Source organism: Zobellella denitrificans, assembly GCF_002237365.1.
In the GTDB taxonomy this organism is placed as follows: Bacteria; Pseudomonadota; Gammaproteobacteria; order Enterobacterales; family Aeromonadaceae; genus Oceanimonas; species Oceanimonas denitrificans.
This window is the reverse complement of the sequence record NZ_NMUO01000089.1, coordinates 1-16757: the sequence shown is the minus strand read 5'-3', so window position 1 is coordinate 16757 and position 16757 is coordinate 1. Positions and strand designations below refer to the sequence as shown.

18 protein-coding genes are annotated in these 16757 nt (G+C 62.7%); 10 read left to right on the top strand and 8 right to left on the bottom strand.

The features are described 5' to 3' along the window. Positions 1–64: 64 nt before the first annotated feature. Positions 65–292, top strand: coding sequence for a DUF2798 domain-containing protein (locus tag CGX12_RS15800; RefSeq protein ID WP_094040815.1), 228 nt, complete (start codon positions 65–67; stop codon positions 290–292). 48 nt (positions 293–340) lie between these two features. Here the strand turns inward: CGX12_RS15800 and serS are convergent, their stop codons facing one another. The 5 genes from serS to lrp form a co-directional block, all read right to left on the bottom strand. Continuing rightward, complete coding sequence (serS, locus tag CGX12_RS15795) at positions 341–1639, bottom strand: serine--tRNA ligase (RefSeq protein ID WP_094040814.1); 1299 nt, start codon at positions 1637–1639, stop codon at positions 341–343. Positions 1640–1711: 72 nt separating this feature from the next. Next, positions 1712–3061, bottom strand: a complete 1350-nt coding sequence (locus CGX12_RS15790; RefSeq protein ID WP_094040813.1) for a replication-associated recombination protein A — start codon at positions 3059–3061, stop codon at positions 1712–1714. Positions 3062–3134: 73 nt separating this feature from the next. Continuing rightward, positions 3135–3743, bottom strand: coding sequence for an outer membrane lipoprotein periplasmic chaperone LolA (gene lolA / locus CGX12_RS15785; RefSeq protein ID WP_094040812.1), 609 nt, complete (start codon positions 3741–3743; stop codon positions 3135–3137). 6 nt (positions 3744–3749) lie between these two features. Continuing rightward, entirely contained in the window at positions 3750–6320 is a 2571-nt protein-coding gene (locus CGX12_RS15780) for a DNA translocase FtsK (protein ID WP_094040811.1), read from the bottom strand. 169 nt (positions 6321–6489) lie between these two features. Then, the gene (gene lrp, locus CGX12_RS15775) at positions 6490–6993 is read right to left on the bottom strand and encodes a leucine-responsive transcriptional regulator Lrp (protein WP_094040810.1); all 504 of its coding nucleotides are present in this window, start codon (positions 6991–6993) and stop codon (positions 6490–6492) included. A gap of 217 nt (positions 6994–7210) precedes the next feature. On the opposite strand from lrp, the gene CGX12_RS19630 reads away from it, so the two are divergent. After that, positions 7211–7456 carry a hypothetical protein gene (locus CGX12_RS19630; RefSeq protein ID WP_142995648.1) on the top strand — a complete coding sequence of 82 codons (246 nt, stop codon included), beginning with the start codon at positions 7211–7213 and terminating at the stop codon, positions 7454–7456. A 189-nt stretch (positions 7457–7645) separates the two neighbouring features. Next, on the top strand, positions 7646–8602 hold the full coding sequence (trxB, locus tag CGX12_RS15770) for a thioredoxin-disulfide reductase (protein WP_094040809.1): 957 nt from the start codon (positions 7646–7648) through the stop codon (positions 8600–8602). Between the two features lie 2 nt (positions 8603–8604). On the opposite strand, the gene dauA is transcribed toward trxB, so the two are convergent. Continuing rightward, entirely contained in the window at positions 8605–10392 is a 1788-nt protein-coding gene (dauA, locus tag CGX12_RS15765) for a C4-dicarboxylic acid transporter DauA (RefSeq protein ID WP_094040808.1), read from the bottom strand. 109 nt (positions 10393–10501) lie between these two features. On the opposite strand from dauA, the gene CGX12_RS15760 reads away from it, so the two are divergent. The 4 genes from CGX12_RS15760 (at position 10502) to infA (ending at position 12377) form a co-directional block, all read left to right on the top strand. Then, the gene (locus CGX12_RS15760) at positions 10502–10675 is read left to right on the top strand and encodes a ribbon-helix-helix protein (protein WP_094040807.1); all 174 of its coding nucleotides are present in this window, start codon (positions 10502–10504) and stop codon (positions 10673–10675) included. A 10-nt stretch (positions 10676–10685) separates the two neighbouring features. Further along, on the top strand, positions 10686–11381 hold the full coding sequence (aat, locus tag CGX12_RS15755) for a leucyl/phenylalanyl-tRNA--protein transferase (protein WP_094040806.1): 696 nt from the start codon (positions 10686–10688) through the stop codon (positions 11379–11381). Beyond that, positions 11375–12082 (top strand): arginyltransferase, encoded by a 708-nt coding sequence (locus tag CGX12_RS15750; protein ID WP_176442091.1) that lies wholly within the window; start codon positions 11375–11377, stop codon positions 12080–12082. The genes aat and CGX12_RS15750 overlap by 7 nt, the downstream gene beginning before the upstream one ends. 76 nt (positions 12083–12158) lie before the next feature. Next, positions 12159–12377, top strand: a complete 219-nt coding sequence (gene infA / locus CGX12_RS15745; protein ID WP_037439960.1) for a translation initiation factor IF-1 — start codon at positions 12159–12161, stop codon at positions 12375–12377. 169 nt (positions 12378–12546) lie between these two features. Here infA and clpA read toward each other — a convergent pair whose 3' ends face one another. Together clpA and clpS are read right to left on the bottom strand one after the other, a co-directional pair. Next, on the bottom strand, positions 12547–14805 hold the full coding sequence (clpA, locus tag CGX12_RS15740; protein ID WP_094040804.1) for an ATP-dependent Clp protease ATP-binding subunit ClpA: 2259 nt from the start codon (positions 14803–14805) through the stop codon (positions 12547–12549). 48 nt (positions 14806–14853) lie between these two features. Further along, positions 14854–15171: an ATP-dependent Clp protease adapter ClpS gene (gene clpS, locus CGX12_RS15735; protein WP_094040803.1), complete on the bottom strand. Its 318-nt coding sequence runs from the start codon at positions 15169–15171 to the stop codon at positions 14854–14856. Positions 15172–15553: 382 nt separating this feature from the next. Here clpS and cspD point away from each other — a divergent pair, with 382 nt between their 5' ends. The 3 genes from cspD to CGX12_RS15720 all read left to right on the top strand — a co-directional run bounded on the left by cspD (position 15554) and on the right by CGX12_RS15720 (position 16665). Beyond that, positions 15554–15760, top strand: coding sequence for a cold shock domain-containing protein CspD (gene cspD / locus CGX12_RS15730; protein ID WP_094040802.1), 207 nt, complete (start codon positions 15554–15556; stop codon positions 15758–15760). A 165-nt stretch (positions 15761–15925) separates the two neighbouring features. Then, the gene (mscL, locus tag CGX12_RS15725; protein WP_094040801.1) at positions 15926–16336 is read left to right on the top strand and encodes a large-conductance mechanosensitive channel protein MscL; all 411 of its coding nucleotides are present in this window, start codon (positions 15926–15928) and stop codon (positions 16334–16336) included. Between the two features lie 8 nt (positions 16337–16344). Next, the gene (locus tag CGX12_RS15720) at positions 16345–16665 is read left to right on the top strand and encodes a heavy metal-binding domain-containing protein (protein WP_094040800.1); all 321 of its coding nucleotides are present in this window, start codon (positions 16345–16347) and stop codon (positions 16663–16665) included. The last annotated feature ends 92 nt before the right edge of the window (positions 16666–16757 follow it).

Below are 16757 nucleotides of genomic sequence, written 5' to 3'. Positions count from 1 at the left end.
GTGCCGGGGAGGGTGGGAACTGTTAAGATTAAACTTCAGTGAAAACTAATATAATGAGGTAACCATGCGTTTCCCCGCCCGTTATGCCCGGCTGCTGTTCTCGGTGCTGATGTCTCTCTACATGGTGAGCATCATGACCGGGGTGATCACCTGGGTGAATACCGGCCTGGCCGGCGACTTCCTTGCTCGCTGGTGGCGGGCCTTCTACATCGCCTGGCCGGTGGCCTTCACGCTGATCCTGGCGGGCGCTCCCCGGCTGCAGCAACTGGTCGGCCGCCTGGTGCGCCAATAAAAACAAAGCCGGGGCACATGGCCCCGGCTTGTTGGCTCGCTCAAAGGCTCAGCCGATCTGCTTCAGCCCGCCCATATAGGGCTGCAGCACCTCGGGCACCATGATGCTGCCGTCGGCCTGCTGGTAATTCTCGAGCACCGCCACCAGGGTACGGCCCACCGCCAGACCGGAGCCGTTCAGGGTATGCAGCAACTGCGGCTTGCCATCGGCGCCTCGCACCCGGGCCTGCATGCGGCGCGCCTGGAAGTCGCCGCAGTTGGACACGGACGAGATCTCCCGGTAGGTGTTCTGCGCCGGCAGCCAGACTTCCAGATCGTAGGTCTTGGCGGCACCGAAGCCCATGTCGCCGGTGCACAGGGCCATCACCCGGTAGGGCAGGCACAGGCTCTGCAGCACCTTCTCGGCGTGGCCTACCATCTCCTCCAGCGCGTCCCAGGATGCTTCCGGGTGCACCAGCTGCACCATTTCCACCTTGTCGAACTGGTGCATGCGGATAAGACCGCGGGTATCCCGACCGTAGGAGCCCGCCTCGGAGCGGAAGCAGGGGGTATGGGCGGTGAACTTGAGCGGCAGCTGATCCGCCTCGAAGATCTCGTCCCGGCCGATGTTGGTCAGGGGCACCTCTGAGGTGGGAATCAGCGAAAAGCGGCGGGTCTTGCCCTCTTCCTCCCCCTCGCCCTCGATGGCGGTATGGAACAGATCGGCGGAAAACTTGGGCAGTTGGCCGGTACCGAACAGGCTGTCGCTGTTCACCAGGTAGGGCACATAGCACTCGGTGTAGCCGTGCTCGCTGGTGTGCAGATCCAGCATGAACTGGGCCAGGGCCCGGTGCAGCCGGGCGATCTGGCCCTGCATGATCACGAAGCGGGAACCGGCGATCTTGACCGCGCCCTTGAAGTCGAGGCCGGCCAGGGCTTCGCCCAGGGCCACGTGATCCTTGGGCTCGAAGCCGAGCTCGGTGGGCTCGCCCCAGCTGCGCACCAGCTGATTGTCTTGCTCGTCCCGGCCCACCGGCACCGACGCGTGGGGCAGGTTGGGAATGGCGGCGCAGAAGGCCTCGATCTCCGCCAGCAGGGCATCCAGCTCGACCTTGCACACATCCAGCTCGTCGTTGATTTGCGACACCGCCGCCTTCAGCGGGGCGATATCCTCGCCGCTGCGCGCCGCCTGGCCGATGGCCTTGGAGCGGGCGTTGCGCTCGGCCTGCAGCTCCTGGGTACGGGATTGCAGGGACTTCCGCTTTTCCTCGAGCCGGTTGAACAGCTCGACATCCAGAATAAAACCACGGCTTGCCAGCCGCGCGGCCGTGTCGGCGATATCGCTGCGCAGGTATTTGGGATCCAGCATGAGTTACCTTATTTGATGCTTGTAATGCGTATGACACGCAGGGTCGGAAGTCACTAAGTCGGCCTCAGTTTATCAGCTTCGCCGCCCCGGGGCCAACTGGCCGCCGGCCTGCTCGTCCAGGGTTTTGAGGTAGTCGAGCTTGGCCTTGATCTTCTGCTCGAAGCCCCGCTCGTTGGGCACATAGTAGCGTCGCTCCCGCAGCGCCTGGGGCAAATAGGTCTCGCCGGCGGCATAGGCGCCGGGCTCGTTGTGGGCATAGCGGTATTCGGCGCCGTGGCCCAGCTCCTTCATCAGCCTGGTGGGCGCGTTGCGCAGATGGAGGGGCACCTCGAAGTCCGGCTGCTCCCGGGCGTCCTGCAGCGCCGCCTTCCAGGCGGTATAGAGGGCATTGCTCTTGGGCGCGCAGGCGAGGTAGACGATGGCCTGGGCGATGGCCCGCTCCCCTTCCGCCGGCCCGACCCGGGTGAAGCAGTCCCAGGCCGCCAGCGCCACCTCCATGGCTTTCGGATCGGCCAGGCCGACGTCTTCCGAGGCGATGGCCAGCAGCCGGCGGGCGATATAGAGCGGATCGCAGCCGGCGCTGATCATCCGTGCGTACCAGTACAGGCCGGCGTCCGGGTTGGAGCCGCGAATCGACTTGTGCACCGCCGAGATCAGATCGTAATAGAGATCGCCCTGGTTATCGAAGCGGGCCAGCCGTTCGCCGGTCACCTCCGCCAGCAGCGTCTTGTCGATCCGGCGCACCCCGTCCTGTTCCCCGGCCATGTCCGCCAGCAGCTCCAGGTAGTTGAGCGCCTTGCGGCCGTCCCCATCCACCAGCTCGGCCAGGGCCCGCCGCACGCCGCTCGCCAGCTCGATGGCCTGGCCGCCCAGGCCCCGCTCGTCGGTCAGCGCCTGTTCGATCATCGCCTCCACCTCGGCCGTTTCCAGCCGCTTGAGCAGGTAGACCCGGGCGCGGGACAGCAGGGCGTTGTTAAGTTCGAAGGAGGGATTTTCGGTGGTGGCACCGATAAAGGTGACGGTGCCGTCCTCGATATGGGGCAGGAAGGCGTCCTGCTGGGACTTGTTGAAGCGGTGCACCTCGTCCACGAACAGGATGGTGCGCCGTCCGGCGAGCTTGTGCCCGCGCGCCCGCTCGATGGCGGCGCGGATCTCCTTGACCCCGGAGGTGACCGCCGATACCCGCTCCACCTGGGCGTCGCAGTAAGCGGCCACCAGCTCGGCCAGGGTGGTCTTGCCGGTGCCCGGCGGCCCCCACAGGATCATGGAATGGCAGTGCCCCGCCTCCAGCGCGCGGCGCAGCGGCTTGCCCGGCCCCAGAATGTGCTGCTGGCCCAGGTACTGCTCCAGCCGCTCGGGGCGCATCCGCGCCGCCAGGGGACGAAAATCCTCCTGCTCGAAATCCAGGCTCAGGGTGCTCATCCCGTCATTCTCCCATAAAACAAAGCGGTAAGCCGACAGCTTACCGCTTATCACTCCCTCTGCAGACCCTTTCTTAACGCTGGTCGTCGATCATCACCCCGGCCGGCGCCGTGAACTGGAAACTGTCGGCCGCGGTGGCCGGGGCGGTATTGATGTTGCGCAGGCTGAACTCGCTGCGCTGGCCGCCGGATTCCAGTACGGTAAAGCGCTCGATGCGGTTGGCCCCGTCGAAACGCAGGCTGAACTGATGGATCAGTTCCCCCGGATCCTTGCTGGTCACCACATAGTCGGCGCCGTTCCTGGCCACCTCGTACCGCTGCCAGCGCCGGCCGTCACCGCCCGAGATCAGCAGGAAGGGGGTATTCTGCACCGCCTGCTCCAGGGGCACTATGCTCACCTGCTCCACGAAGGGATCGTAGATCCACACATCGGTGCCGTTGGACACGATCAGGCTCTCGTCCGGCGAGGCGGTATGCCAGCGGAAACGATCGGGGCGGGACAGCAGCATGCTGCCCTCGGCGCTCTGCATGGGTTCGCCCCGCTCGTCGAACACCTGCTGGCTGAAATCGGCGGAAAAACGCTCGAAGGTCGCCAGCTTCTGCTGCAACTCGGCGCGGGCATCGGCCAGGGCCACGGCGCTCACCGACCACAACAGCACACCCAAGGTTGCCAGTTTTTTCATTCAGTCCTACTCCCTGGCCGGCGCTGGCGCCAGCACTTCACGTTGACCATTTCCGCCCGCGGGGCTCACTATGCCCTGCTGCTCCATCTGCTCGATGATACGGGCGGCCCTGTTGTAGCCTATTTTGAACTTGCGCTGCACGCTGGAGGTAGAGCCGCGACGGCTCTCTACGACAAAAGCCACCGCTTGGTCGAACAGCTCGTCCAGCTCGCCATCGTCGCCTCCTTCCGGCACTTCCCCGGGCAACAAGCCATCGGCGCCCACGTCGCCGTTCAGGATTTCCTCGATGTAATTGGGCTCGCCCCGCTCCTTCCACGCCGCCACCACCCGGTGTACCTCGTGGTCGTCGACGAAGGCGCCGTGCACCCGGGTCGGGTTGCTGTCGCCGGCCGGCAGGTAGAGCATGTCGCCCATGCCCAGCAACGACTCGGCCCCCTGCTGATCGAGGATGGTGCGCGAGTCTATCTTGCTCGACACCTGGAACGACATCCGGGTCGGAATGTTGGCCTTGATCAGGCCGGTGATCACGTCCACCGAGGGCCGCTGGGTCGCCAGTATCAGGTGGATGCCCGCCGCCCGCGCCTTCTGGGCGATGCGGGCGATCAGCTCTTCCACCTTCTTGCCGACGATCATCATCATGTCGGCGAACTCGTCGATCACCACCACGATATGGGGCAGTTTCTCCAGCGCCGGCGGATAGGTGTCCATCGACTGGGTCGGTTGCCACAGGGGATCCCGCAGCGGCTCGCCGGCATCGATGGCCTCCTGCACCTTGGTGTTGAAGCCCTTGAGGTTGCGTACCCCCATGGCCGACATCAGCTTGTAGCGGCGCTCCATCTCGCCCACGCACCAGCGCAGGGCATTGGCCGCCTCCTTCATGTCGGTGACCACTTCGGTCAGCAGGTGGGGAATGCCCTCGTACACCGACAGCTCCAGCATCTTGGGATCGATCATGATAAAGCGCACGTCTTCCGGCGTGGCCTTGTACAGCATCGACAAGATCATGACGTTGACCCCCACCGACTTGCCCGAGCCGGTGGTGCCCGCCACCAGCACGTGGGGCATCCTGGCCAGGTTGACCACCACCGGCTCGCCGGCGATATCCTGGCCCAGCACCAGGGTGAGCGGGTGCTCGCTGCGGCGGAAGGGCTCGCTGTCGAGCACTTCGCGCAGATAGACGGTCTCCCGCCGGGTATTGGGCAGCTCCAGCCCCACATAGGGCTTGCCGGGGATCACCTCGACCACCCGTACGCTGATGGCGGACAGGGAGCGGGCCAGATCCCGCGCCAGGTTGGTGATCTTGCTGACCTTGACCCCGGGGGCCAGATCCAGTTCGAAACGGGTGATCACCGGCCCCGGGTAGACGCCCACCACGTTGGCCTGGACGTTGTAGTCGGCCAGCTTGGCCTCCACCAGGCGGGCGATGCGCTCCAGTTCACTTTCGCTCACGGCGTGCTGCCTGGGCTTGGGCTTGTCCAGCAGTTCCACCGACGGCAGCGGCGTCAGATCGCTGCGCCGGGGGCGTGCCGGTGGAGCGGGCTTGGGAGACGGGGCCGGGGCGGCTGCCGCCACCGGCTCGGGATCGTCACTCAGCCAGGGCAGCTCCAGTTCCTCATCGTCGTCCAGGTTCCAGCCGTTGGTCTCGGCGATGGTGGCGATGGGATCGGGATCCTGCTCGTCCACCCCGCCCAGCACCGGCTCGCGGCGCACCGGCGGCGCTTTTTTCAGCGGTGCCGGTCGCTTCTCGGCGGCGGGCACCGGGGCCAGCAGGGGATCCTCGGCGGCCTCCTCCCATTCCTCATCGGTTTCCCGCGGGCTGCCGAGGCGATCCTTGAACCGGCGCCAGCCGACAAAACCGGACTCGGCTGTTGTCGTCGCGGGTGCGGGCGTCGCTGCCACCGCCAGCGGCTCCGCCTCGGCCTGCTCCCGGGCACCCGGCCGGCGCTGGCGGCGCTCCAGCTGCCAGTCCAGCAGGCGGGACGGCGCCGAACTCAGCCAGTTGGGAAATTCCAGCACGGCTCCTCCCAGGCGTTCCACGATCAGCAGCCAGGACCAGCCGGTAAAGAAGGTCACCCCGGTGGCAAAACCGCACAGCAGCATCAGGGTGGTCCCCAGGGAGCCGAACAGGCCGTTCAGCGCCGCCGCCAGCATATCGCCGACCAGGCCGCCGGCGGAGAAATAGTAAATGTTGCCCACGTTCATGCTGGCCAGGCCCAGCAGGCTGAGCAGCAACATGAGGAAACCGATGATGCGCAGGCTCAGGGTGAGGTAGCAAATCTCGGTCAAGGCCCTGGGACGCCAGAGGGTCACCCAGCCGAAAAACACCATGAACGGCGGTACCAGGTAGGCCGAAAAGCCGAACACGAACAGCAGTATGTCGGCCAGCCAGGCACCGGCGGGACCGGCTGCGTTGCTGATCTCACCGCCCCAGGCGGTTTGCGACCAGCCCGGATCGGAGGGATGGTAGGACACCAGCGACAACATCATGAAGATCGCCAGTAAGATGATAATGATCAATCCGGCCTCAAACAGACGCTGTAAACCAGACATGGGAGTAAACAGCTTTTTCTCCGCCAAACGCCCGCTCCTCGCTCTTTTTTGTTGTGTCATGCTATCGAAAGTCTGCGACAGGAAAAGTCGCCAGGCACCAAACGACAAGCGAGCGGCCGGGGCCGCTCGCAGGTACAGGTTCGAGATGGAACCCCGCCCGGCATAAAAATACCAGAGCCGGGCAGATTAGCACAGTTTATCGGGTATTTATCACCAGCCGGTTGCTCTGCTTGACCTCTTCCATCACCACATAGGTGCGGGTGTCGTTCACCCCCGGCAGCCGCAACAGGGTTTCCCCCAGCAGCTTGCGGTAGGCGGACATGTCCGCCACCCGGGTCTTCAACAGGTAGTCGAAATCACCGGACACCAGGTGACACTCCTGGATTTCTTCCAGTTTTTGCACCGCGTCGTTGAATTCGTCGAACACGTCCGGTGTGCCGCGGTTGAGGGTGATCTCCACAAACACCAGCAGGGAGGCATCCAGGAACTGGGGGTTGAGAATGGCGGTATAGCCTTCGATATACCCCTGGCGTTCCAGGCGACGAACCCGTTCGAGGCAGGGGGTGGGACTCAAACCAACCCGCTTGGACAACTCCACGTTGGAGATGCGACCGTCCTGCTGAAGCTCATTGAGTATGTTGCGATCGATGCGGTCCAGCTCTTTCACCGGCCTGTTGTTCGCATCAAGTACTTCATCCATCCTTTGACTCATTTTCGATACATTCCACTATGAACATAAAACTTATATGGCACAAAACCATGCTTTCTTGCAACCCGCCTTTAGGCTATCGGGACACTGCCGTCCGCTGGAACGGGTTGCAACCAAGGCCGGTCTCGCCTGCTGCAAGGCTGCTCAAATCAAATAAAAAACCAATAAAAATGACTATATATACATTTTAGGCATGCAGTAGCTTAGCATGATAAAAGGTAAACAGGTAGCACATATGTTTGCCTTTCCCATAAAAAAAGTACCAAAACTAAATTTTTACGCCGAAGAATGGGGCTTTTGCCTGAAAAAATCCTCAGCCGACTCAACTCCCGCCCCAACAGAAGATGTCCCTGAAAATCCGCAATCCGATAACAACTCCCCCTGGCTCCAAGCCAGGATAAGCGCCGCAGGCAGTGCTTTTATCTTTGATGCTGCCGGCTGTTGCCGGCAATAGCCTAGGTTTGGTTATATTGCATAACTATTCGTTATAACCCTCCGGGGACAGATAGCGCCATGCGAACCCGCTCTATTCCGGCCAGGCCCGATTGCCCCAATCGTTTTCTTGCGCTTTATTCCATCAGGGCTATCCCCTACAATCGGTTCCACTTTTTATCTGCCTATTTTGCCAAGGTTGGAGAAACACATGAGCCAAGCCAAACACGCCAAACTGCTGATCCTGGGCTCCGGCCCCGCAGGTTACACCGCCGCCGTCTATGCGGCCCGGGCCAACCTGAACCCGGTGCTGGTCACCGGTATCCAGCAAGGCGGTCAGCTGACCACCACCACCGATGTGGAGAACTGGCCGGGCGATGCGGAAGGACTGACCGGACCGGCCTTGATGGAGCGCATGAAGGAGCATGCCGAACGTTTCGACACCGAAATCCTGTTCGACCATATCAACAGTGTCGATCTCAAACAGCGCCCGTTCCGGCTCAAGGGCGACAGCGGCGAGTACAGCTGCGACGCCCTGATCATCGCCACCGGCGCCTCCGCCAAGTACCTGGGCCTGCCCTCCGAACAGGCTTACCAGGGCCGCGGCGTGTCCGCCTGCGCCACCTGCGACGGTTTCTTCTACCGCAACCAGAAAGTGGCCGTGGTCGGTGGCGGCAACACCGCCGTGGAAGAGGCGCTCTACCTGGCCAATATCGCCGCCGAAGTCCATCTGGTGCACCGCCGCGACCAGTTCCGCTCCGAGAAGATCCTGATCGACCGGCTGATGGACAAGGTCAACAACGGCAACATAGTGCTGCACACCGATCGCACCCTGGACGAAGTACTGGGTGACGAGATGGGCGTGACCGGCATCCGCCTGAAGGACACCCGCAGCGAGGCCACCGAGCAACTGGACGTGACCGGCGTCTTTATCGCCATCGGCCATCAGCCCAACACCCAGATCTTCGAAGGCCAGCTGGAAATGGAAAACGGCTACCTGAAGGTGCAGTCCGGCCTGCATGGCAACGCCACCCAGACCAGCATCCCCGGCGTGTTCGCCGCCGGTGACGTCATGGATCACGTCTATCGCCAGGCCATCACCTCCGCCGGCACCGGCTGTATGGCCGCCCTGGACGCCGAGCGCTACCTGGACGCCCTCGGCAAATAAAGTCAGGACAGGGCGTCCGGGGCCAGCCCCGCCGCCCCGTCTTCATCCGGCCGCGGCTTCGCGGCCTCCCCCTCCCCCAGGCTCTCCAGCGCCTCCCTCAGGGTCGGATAAAAGGCCAGCACGCCGGGAATGGGCTGTACGCCAGCCCTGGCCAGGGTCTTGAGCGGCTGGAACTGCAGATCGGCAATCAATACCCGGATCCCCTGTTTACGGCACTGGTCGACGAACTTGTTCAGCGCCGCCAGGCCGCCCGCGTCCAGGATGGACACCCCGTCCATATAGAGCACCACGCCGTCACGCCCCCCCAACTGGGTGGACAGCTCCCCGAACACCCGATCGGCGGCGGCGAAGAACAGCGGGCCATTCACCTTGAACACCGACCAGCCCGCCGGCAAGGGAGTCTCGAGCAGGCGCCGGTGCCCGGATATATCGCTCACCCGGGTCATCTCCGCGATCTCCCGCACAAACAGCACCGCCGCCACCAGAATACCGGCGGTAATCGCCAGCACCATATCGAACAGTATGGTGAGCGAGAAACAGGTGAGAAACACCAGGATATCGCCGAGCGGAGCCGTCTTGACCAGATGCACCGCCTTGTGGGCCTCGCTCATGTTCCAGGCCACCACCATCAGCAGCGCGGCCATGGCCGGCATCGGCAGCCAGGCCAGCCAGGGCGCCAGCAGCACCAGTCCCGCCAGCACCACCAGCGCATGCACCATGGCCGCCACCGGCGATTCGGCCCCGGCCTTGAAGTTGGCCGCCGAGCGGGCAATGGCGGCGGTGGCGGTGATGCCGCCGAAGAAGGGGGTGACCAGGTTGCCTATCCCCTGCCCCAGCAGTTCACTGTTGGCGCTGTGCCGCTTGCCGGTCATACCGTCCAGCACCACGGCGCAGAGCAGTGACTCGATGGCCCCGAGCATGGCGATGGCGAAGGCCGCCGGCAGCAGATCCCGCAGCAGGGCCCAGCCGAACTCGAGGGGAGCGCCGTCCGGCCCCGGCTGTAGCCAGGGCCAGACGAAATCGGGCAACACCGGCGGTATGCCCTGGCCGCTGCTGCCGTCGGGCAGCAGGTAGCTGAAACGGCTGCTGATGGTGTCTATCTCCAGCCCCTGCTGGTTGAGCAGCAGTGTCGCCAGGCTGGCCAGGATCACCGCCGGCAGGTGCGCCGGCACCCCGGTCTTCAGCCGGGGCCAGAGCAGCATGATGGCGAGGGTGAGCAGGGCCACCGCCAGGCTGGGCCAGTGCAGATCGGGCAGGCCGCCGGCCAGGGCCGAGACCTTGCCCAGATAATGCTCGGGCAGGTCGGTCAGGGTCAGCCCGAAGAAATCCTTCAACTGCAGGGTGGCGATGACCACGGCGATACCGCCGGTAAAGCCCAGGGTAACCGGTTCCGGGATATACTCGATCAGCCGCCCCAGGCGCAGCAGCGCCATGCCGATCAGCAGCAGGCCGGACAGGGCGGTGGCCAGCAGCAGGCCGCCCAGGCCGTATTGCTGGGCGATGGGATAGAGGATCACCACAAAGGCGGCGGTGGGGCCGGAAATGCTCAGGCGGGAGCCGCCGGTGAGGGCGATGACGAAACCGGCGATGATGGCGGTATAGAGGCCATATTGGGGCGCCACCCCGCTGGCGATGGCCAGGGCCATGGCCAGCGGAATGGCGATGATGCCCACCGTGATCCCGGCCAGCAGGTCTCGCAGCAGGCGTCGGCGGCCATAAGGCTCTTGCAGGCAGCTTTCGCGCAGGGCATGGCCGATACGCAGGGAAAACAGGTGGGCACGGTGCGACATGACGCTTCTCCCGGGAGCAGGCTATATTAGAATAGTATGATGATTATATGCTCACTAATTATTCATTCAATGTTAATATGATTAACATGACCATTGCGCCGGAGGCCCCATGGAACAACGCACCGCCCGCCTGACCCTGCTGATCGATCCCAGGAAGAAGGCGCTGTTCGAACAGCTCTGCGCCCAGGAGGACGTGACTCCCTCCCAGAAGGTGCGGCAGTTCATCCGCGACTACATAGAGCAGAAGACCGGCAAGGACTGGCTCGAACTCGATCAGGACTGAGGAAGCCGCCATGCTGACCCTGCTCGACGAGCATCTCTGGTTTCCGGATCCCATGCTGGCGCTGGACGAGCCCAACGGCCTGCTGGCCATGGGCGGCGATCTGTCGCCGGAGCGGCTGCTGCTGGCCTACCGCATGGGCATCTTTCCCTGGTTCGATCAGAGCCAGCCCCTGCTGTGGTGGTCACCCGATCCCAGGGCGGTGCTGGAGCCGGCCAGCCTCCATGTCAGCCGCAGCCTGGCCAAACTGGCCCGCCAGGGCCGCTACCGGCTGACCATCAATACCGCCTTCGAACAGGTGATAGGCCAATGCCGCCAGTTGCGGGAAAGGCGCGAGGGGACCTGGATCACTCCGGGCATAGAGAAGGCTTACTGCCGCTTGCACCATCAGGGGCAGGCCCACTCCATCGAGGTATGGCAGCAGGACCGGCTGGTGGCCGGTCTCTATGGCCTCGGCCTCGGCCGCCTGTTCTGCGGCGAGTCGATGTTTCACCGGGTCGACAACGGCTCCAAGCTCGCCATGCTCGGCCTGTGCCGGCATTTCGCCCGCCATGGCGGGCGGCTCATCGACTGCCAGCTGCCCAACCCCCACCTGCTGAGCCTGGGGGTGACCACCTGGCCGCGGGCCCGGTTCTTACGTAAACTCAAAGAGCTGCAACAGCAGCCCTTGGCGTTATCCTGCTGGCAACCGGGTGAACTGACATTATGAGGGAAGTGAATCTCAAGGTGGGGCTGACCCCCAAGCATCTGTGCAGCTACCTGCCCGGGCGGCAGGAGCAGTTGCTGGTGCTGCTCGACAAGGAGCTGCTCTGCCCGGAAGGCTACGAGCAACTGCTCGGGGCCGGTTTCCGCCGCAGCGGCGCCGACATCTACCGCCCCCACTGCCAGTCCTGCCGGGCCTGCGAGTCACTGCGCATCGCGGTTCCCCGCTTCACCCCCAGCCGCAGCCAGAAGCGCATACTGCGCCTCAACCGGGATATCGAGGTCCGCCTGAGTGAGCAGGACAAGCCCGAGTATTTCCGGCTCTACCAGCATTACATCAACGAACGGCACCGGGACGGCGCCATGTATCCGGCCAGCCGCCAGCAATACGAAGGTTTCCTGCTCTGCCACTGGCTGCCGCCGGTATTTGTGGAGTTTTACCTGGCACAACAACTGGTGGCGGTGGCGGTGAGCGATCTGCTCAGCAACGCGCTCAGCGCCATGTATACTTTCTATGACCCCGGCCTGGAACACAGATCCCTGGGCACCTTCGCCATCCTGAGCCAGGTACGGCTGGCGGCGGAGCTGGGCAAGGAGTGGCTCTACCTCGGCTATCAGGTCGACGGCTGCAAAAAGATGAACTACAAACAGCATTTCCATCCGCACCAGCGCCTGATCGCCGGCCAGTGGCGGCCGATCAAAGACTGAGCGGAAACTTTACACCCGGGGCGAAATCCGGCATGATCCCTGCCGTTTTTATTGCCTGCGTTAACAAGAGGACTCAATGGCTAAAGAAGACAGTATTGAAATGCAAGGGACCATACTGGAAACCCTGCCCAACACCATGTTTCGCGTTGAGCTGGAAAACGGCCATGTGGTCACCGCCCATATCTCCGGCAAGATGCGCAAAAACTACATCCGCATCCTGACCGGCGACAAGGTCACCGTCCAACTGACCCCCTACGACCTGTCAAAGGGACGCATCGTCTTCCGCGCCCGCTGATTGCCGCGCCACTCACTCCGAGTTTGCAGACGGCTGCCAACACCGACAGCTGCCCTGTTTCGCACCCTCATTTCGCACCCTATTCCGGCAGGCATGCACCTCTTGGATAAATAAATGCCCGGGCCTGTCAGGGCTCCGGGCATGGTGACAAGCGCCTGGCGTCATGGCCTCAGTGGGCCAGCGACGCCTCCGACTGGTAGTCGAAGTGCAGCTTGTCGTCTTCGAGGGTGACCTTGACCGAGCCGCCCCCCACCAGCTCACCGAACAGCAGTTCGTTGGCCAGCGGCTTTTTCAGCTGCTCCTGGATCACCCGACTCATGGGGCGGGCCCCCATGGCCTTGTCGTAGCCCTTTTCGGCCAGCCAGTGCCGGGCCTGCTCGCTGACTTCCATCGACACGCCCTTGGCATCCAGCTGGGCCTGCAGCTCGACGATGAACTTGTCGACCACCCGATGGATGATGTCCATATCCAGGTGGTTGAACCAGATGATATGGTCGAGCCGGTTGCGGAACTCGGGCGCGAAGGTCCGGTTGATTTCGGTCATGGCGTCGTGGCTGTGGTCCTGTTGCTGGAAGCCGATGGACTTGCGCACCGTTTCCTGCACCCCGGCGTTGGTGGTCATCACCAGTATCACATTGCGGAAATCCGCCTTGCGGCCGTTGTTGTCGGTAAGGGTGCCGTTGTCCATCACTTGCAGCAGCAGGTTGAACACGTCCTGGTGCGCCTTCTCGATTTCGTCGAGCAGCACCACCGCATGGGGGTGCTTGATCACCGCATCGGTGAGCAGGCCGCCCTGATCGAAGCCGACATAACCGGGAGGCGCCCCGATCAGCCGGGACACGGTATGGGACTCCATGTACTCGGACATGTCGAAACGGATAAGCTCGATGCCGAGGATCCGCGCCAGCTGCTGGGTGACCTCGGTCTTGCCCACCCCGGTCGGACCGGCGAAGAGGAAGGAGCCGATGGGCCTTTTCTCGTTGCCGAGGCCGGAGCGGCTCAGGCGGATGGCGTCGGTGAGTACCTCGATCGCCCTGTCCTGCCCGAACACCACCATCTTGAGGTTGGGCTCCAGATTCTTCAGGGCCTCCTTGTCGGAGCTGGACACGGATTTCTCCGGGATGCGGGCAATCTTGGCGACGATGGCCTCGATATCGCCCACGCCGATGGTCTTCTTGCGTTTGGACGGCGGCAGCATCCGCACCTGGGCGCCGGCCTCGTCGATCACGTCGATGGCCTTGTCCGGCAGGTGGCGATCGTTGATGTACTTGGCCGCCAGCTCGGCGGCGGCCCGAATCGCCTTGTTGGTGTAACGCACGTCGTGATGGGACTCGTAACGGCTCTTCAGCCCCAGCAGTATCTTGGTGGTGTCGTCCACCGAGGGCTCCAGGATGTCGATTTTCTGGAAGCGGCGCGCCAGCGCCCTGTCCTTTTCGAAGATCTGGCTGTATTCCTGGTAGGTGGTCGAGCCCACGCACCGGATCTGGCCGCTGGACAGCAGTGGCTTCAGCAGGTTGGCCGCATCCAGCTGGCCGCCCGAGGCGGCGCCGGCACCGATGATGGTGTGGATTTCATCGATGAACAGGATGGCGCCCTTCTGCTTTTCGAACTGCTTGAGCAACGCCTTGAAGCGTTTTTCGAAATCCCCCCGGTACTTGGTGCCCGCCAGCAGGGAGCCCATGTCGAGGGAATAGATGGTGCTGCCGGCGATGATCTCCGGCACGTCCTGATGCACGATGCGATAGGCCAGGCCTTCGGCGATGGCGGTCTTGCCCACCCCGGCCTCGCCCACCAGCAGCGGGTTGTTCTTGCGCCGGCGGCACAGCACCTGGATGGTGCGGTTGAGCTCCTGATCCCGACCGATCAGCGGGTCGATGCGGCCTTCCTTCACCCACTGGTTGAGGTTGATGACGAAACCTTCGGTCTGGTTGTTGGCGGCTTCCTCGGTGTTCTCCTCCTGTTGCTGGGAGGAGGGCGCCTCTTCCTGCTGGCCGTCCTTGCGGACACCGTGGGACAGAAAGTTGACCACGTCCAGCCGGCTGACATGGGCCTTTTTCAGCAGGTAGGCCGCCTGGGACTCCTGCTCGCTGAAGATGGCCACCAGCACGTTGGCGCCGGTGACCTCGGCATTGCCGGAGGACTGCACATGGAACACGGCCCGTTGCAGCACCCGCTGGAAGCCAAGGGTGGGCTGGGTTTCGAGTTCGTCGTCCCCCACCGGGATCAACGGCGTGGTCTGCTCGATAAAGGTATGGGTTTCACGGCGCAGCTGCTCCAGATCGGCACCACAGGCAACCAGGGCCTCCTTGGCAGAGGGGTTGTCCAGCAGGGCGAGTAACAGGTGCTCCACCGTCATGAACTCGTGGCGAGCGCGACGGGCTTCGTTGAAGGCTTCGTTCAACGTGCTCTCAAGGTCTTTGTTCAACATAGGCACCTCCCCTAAAAACTGCGGTGTCCCGTTGCGGCGGGTCTTGGCTCATGCCTGCTCCATGGTGCACAACAACGGATGTTCGTGCGTACGGGCAAACTTGTTCACTTGCGCTACCTTGGTCTCTGCAATTTCCGCGGTAAAGAGACCGCAAACCCCCTTTCCCTGATAATGTACCGCCAGCATCACCTGCGTGGCCTTGTCCACATCCATCGCAAAGAATTTTTGCAGCACCTCCACGACAAAATCCATGGGGGTGTAGTCGTCGTTATTCAAGATGACCTTGTACATAGGAGGGGGCTGCAGCGCAGTTTCTTCCACCTCTTTGACCCGATCACCGACCGTCTGCTGTGTTCTCCTGCTCATATATTTACTCTAAATCACTGTTCCGAATCGTGCTACAGAAGCCGGCCTCCTGGTGGAAGCCGCCATGTCCGCCGTTCAAGGCAAAGAAGCCAAGGGCCGCTTAACCCCGAGGGTATCAGGAACGGTTATTTAGCCTTTCCTTCACACTACCGCTTAAGCTGGCGCTGTCAATAGTCTTCCGCTTCGGGGGCCTGGGTGCAAACAAAGGCTTGACTGCCCCCAAAGTTGGACTAGAGTGGTTGATTGGTGACCATTGTCGAAAGTGTCGTATGGAACCCAAACATGGTCACCGCATCCGGCGGGAAATCGCCTGTAGTTATAATTGGCAGCTGCCAATTTCTCAATGTTGTTTAGGATGTTTGAGCAAAAAGGATGCAAGGCTATGACAACCGGTACGGTGAAGTGGTTTAACAACGCTAAGGGATTTGGCTTTATCTGTCCGACGGAGGGCGGCGAAGACGTGTTCGCACACTTTTCCACCATCCAGATGGACGGATACAGAACCCTGAAAGCGGGCCAGGTCGTTCAATACGAAATCCAGAAAGGGCCCAAGGGCAACCATGCGGTCAGCATAGTGCCCTGCGGCTGATAACGATAAGCACAGGATACACAGTATCAGAGCACCAAGGCGCTGCGGCGCCTTTTTTCGTTTCAGGGACACAGATGAATATTTCCCTTCTCCCCTACCTCCTCGCGGCCAGCCCCGCCTAAACTTGATCCACCTTGGGTATTTTTATTTCAGCGGTGGTGCAACATGAACATAATCAAAGAGTTCAAGGAGTTTGCCGTCAAGGGCAACGTGGTGGACATGGCGGTGGGCATCATCATCGGTGCCGCCTTCGGCAAGATAGTCTCCTCCCTGGTCAACGACGTCATCATGCCGCCCATCGGGGTGCTGATCGGCGGTGTCGATTTTTCCGACCTGGCCATCGTGCTCCAGGCGGCGGCGGGAGAAGTGCCGGCGGTGACCCTGTCCTACGGCCGCTTTATCCAGACGGTGCTGGACTTCACCATAGTGGCCTTCGCCATCTTCATGGTGATCAAGGTCATCAACCGGCTCAAGCGCAAGGAAGAAGCCAGCCCAGCAGCCCCGCCCGCGCCATCGAAGGAAGAGCAGCTGCTGACCGAAATCCGCGATCTGCTCAAGCAGAAGAACAACCTCTAGGAGTCCCCATGGAAATGACCACAACACCGTCCATCGAAGGCAAGCGCATCCGCAAGTACTGCGGCGTGGTGGCTGGCGAGGCCATCCTCGGCGCCAACCTGTTCAAGGATCTGTTCGCCAACATCCGCGACCTGGTGGGCGGCCGTTCCGCCACCTACGAGCGCGAGCTGCAGCGGGCCCGGGATCTCGCCCTGCAGGAGCTGGAGCAGAAAGCCCGGGAGCTGGGCGCCAATGCGGTGGTGGGCATCGACCTGGACTACGAAGTGCTGGGCCAGAACAACGGCATGCTGATGGTCTCCGCCAGCGGCACCGCCGTCATCGTCGAATAAGGCTACTCCAGCAGCCAGGCCTGGCACTGGTAGGGCGCCAGCCGCAGGGCGCAGGGGGCGGCCGGGGCCGCGCCGGTGTTGTCGACCAGCAA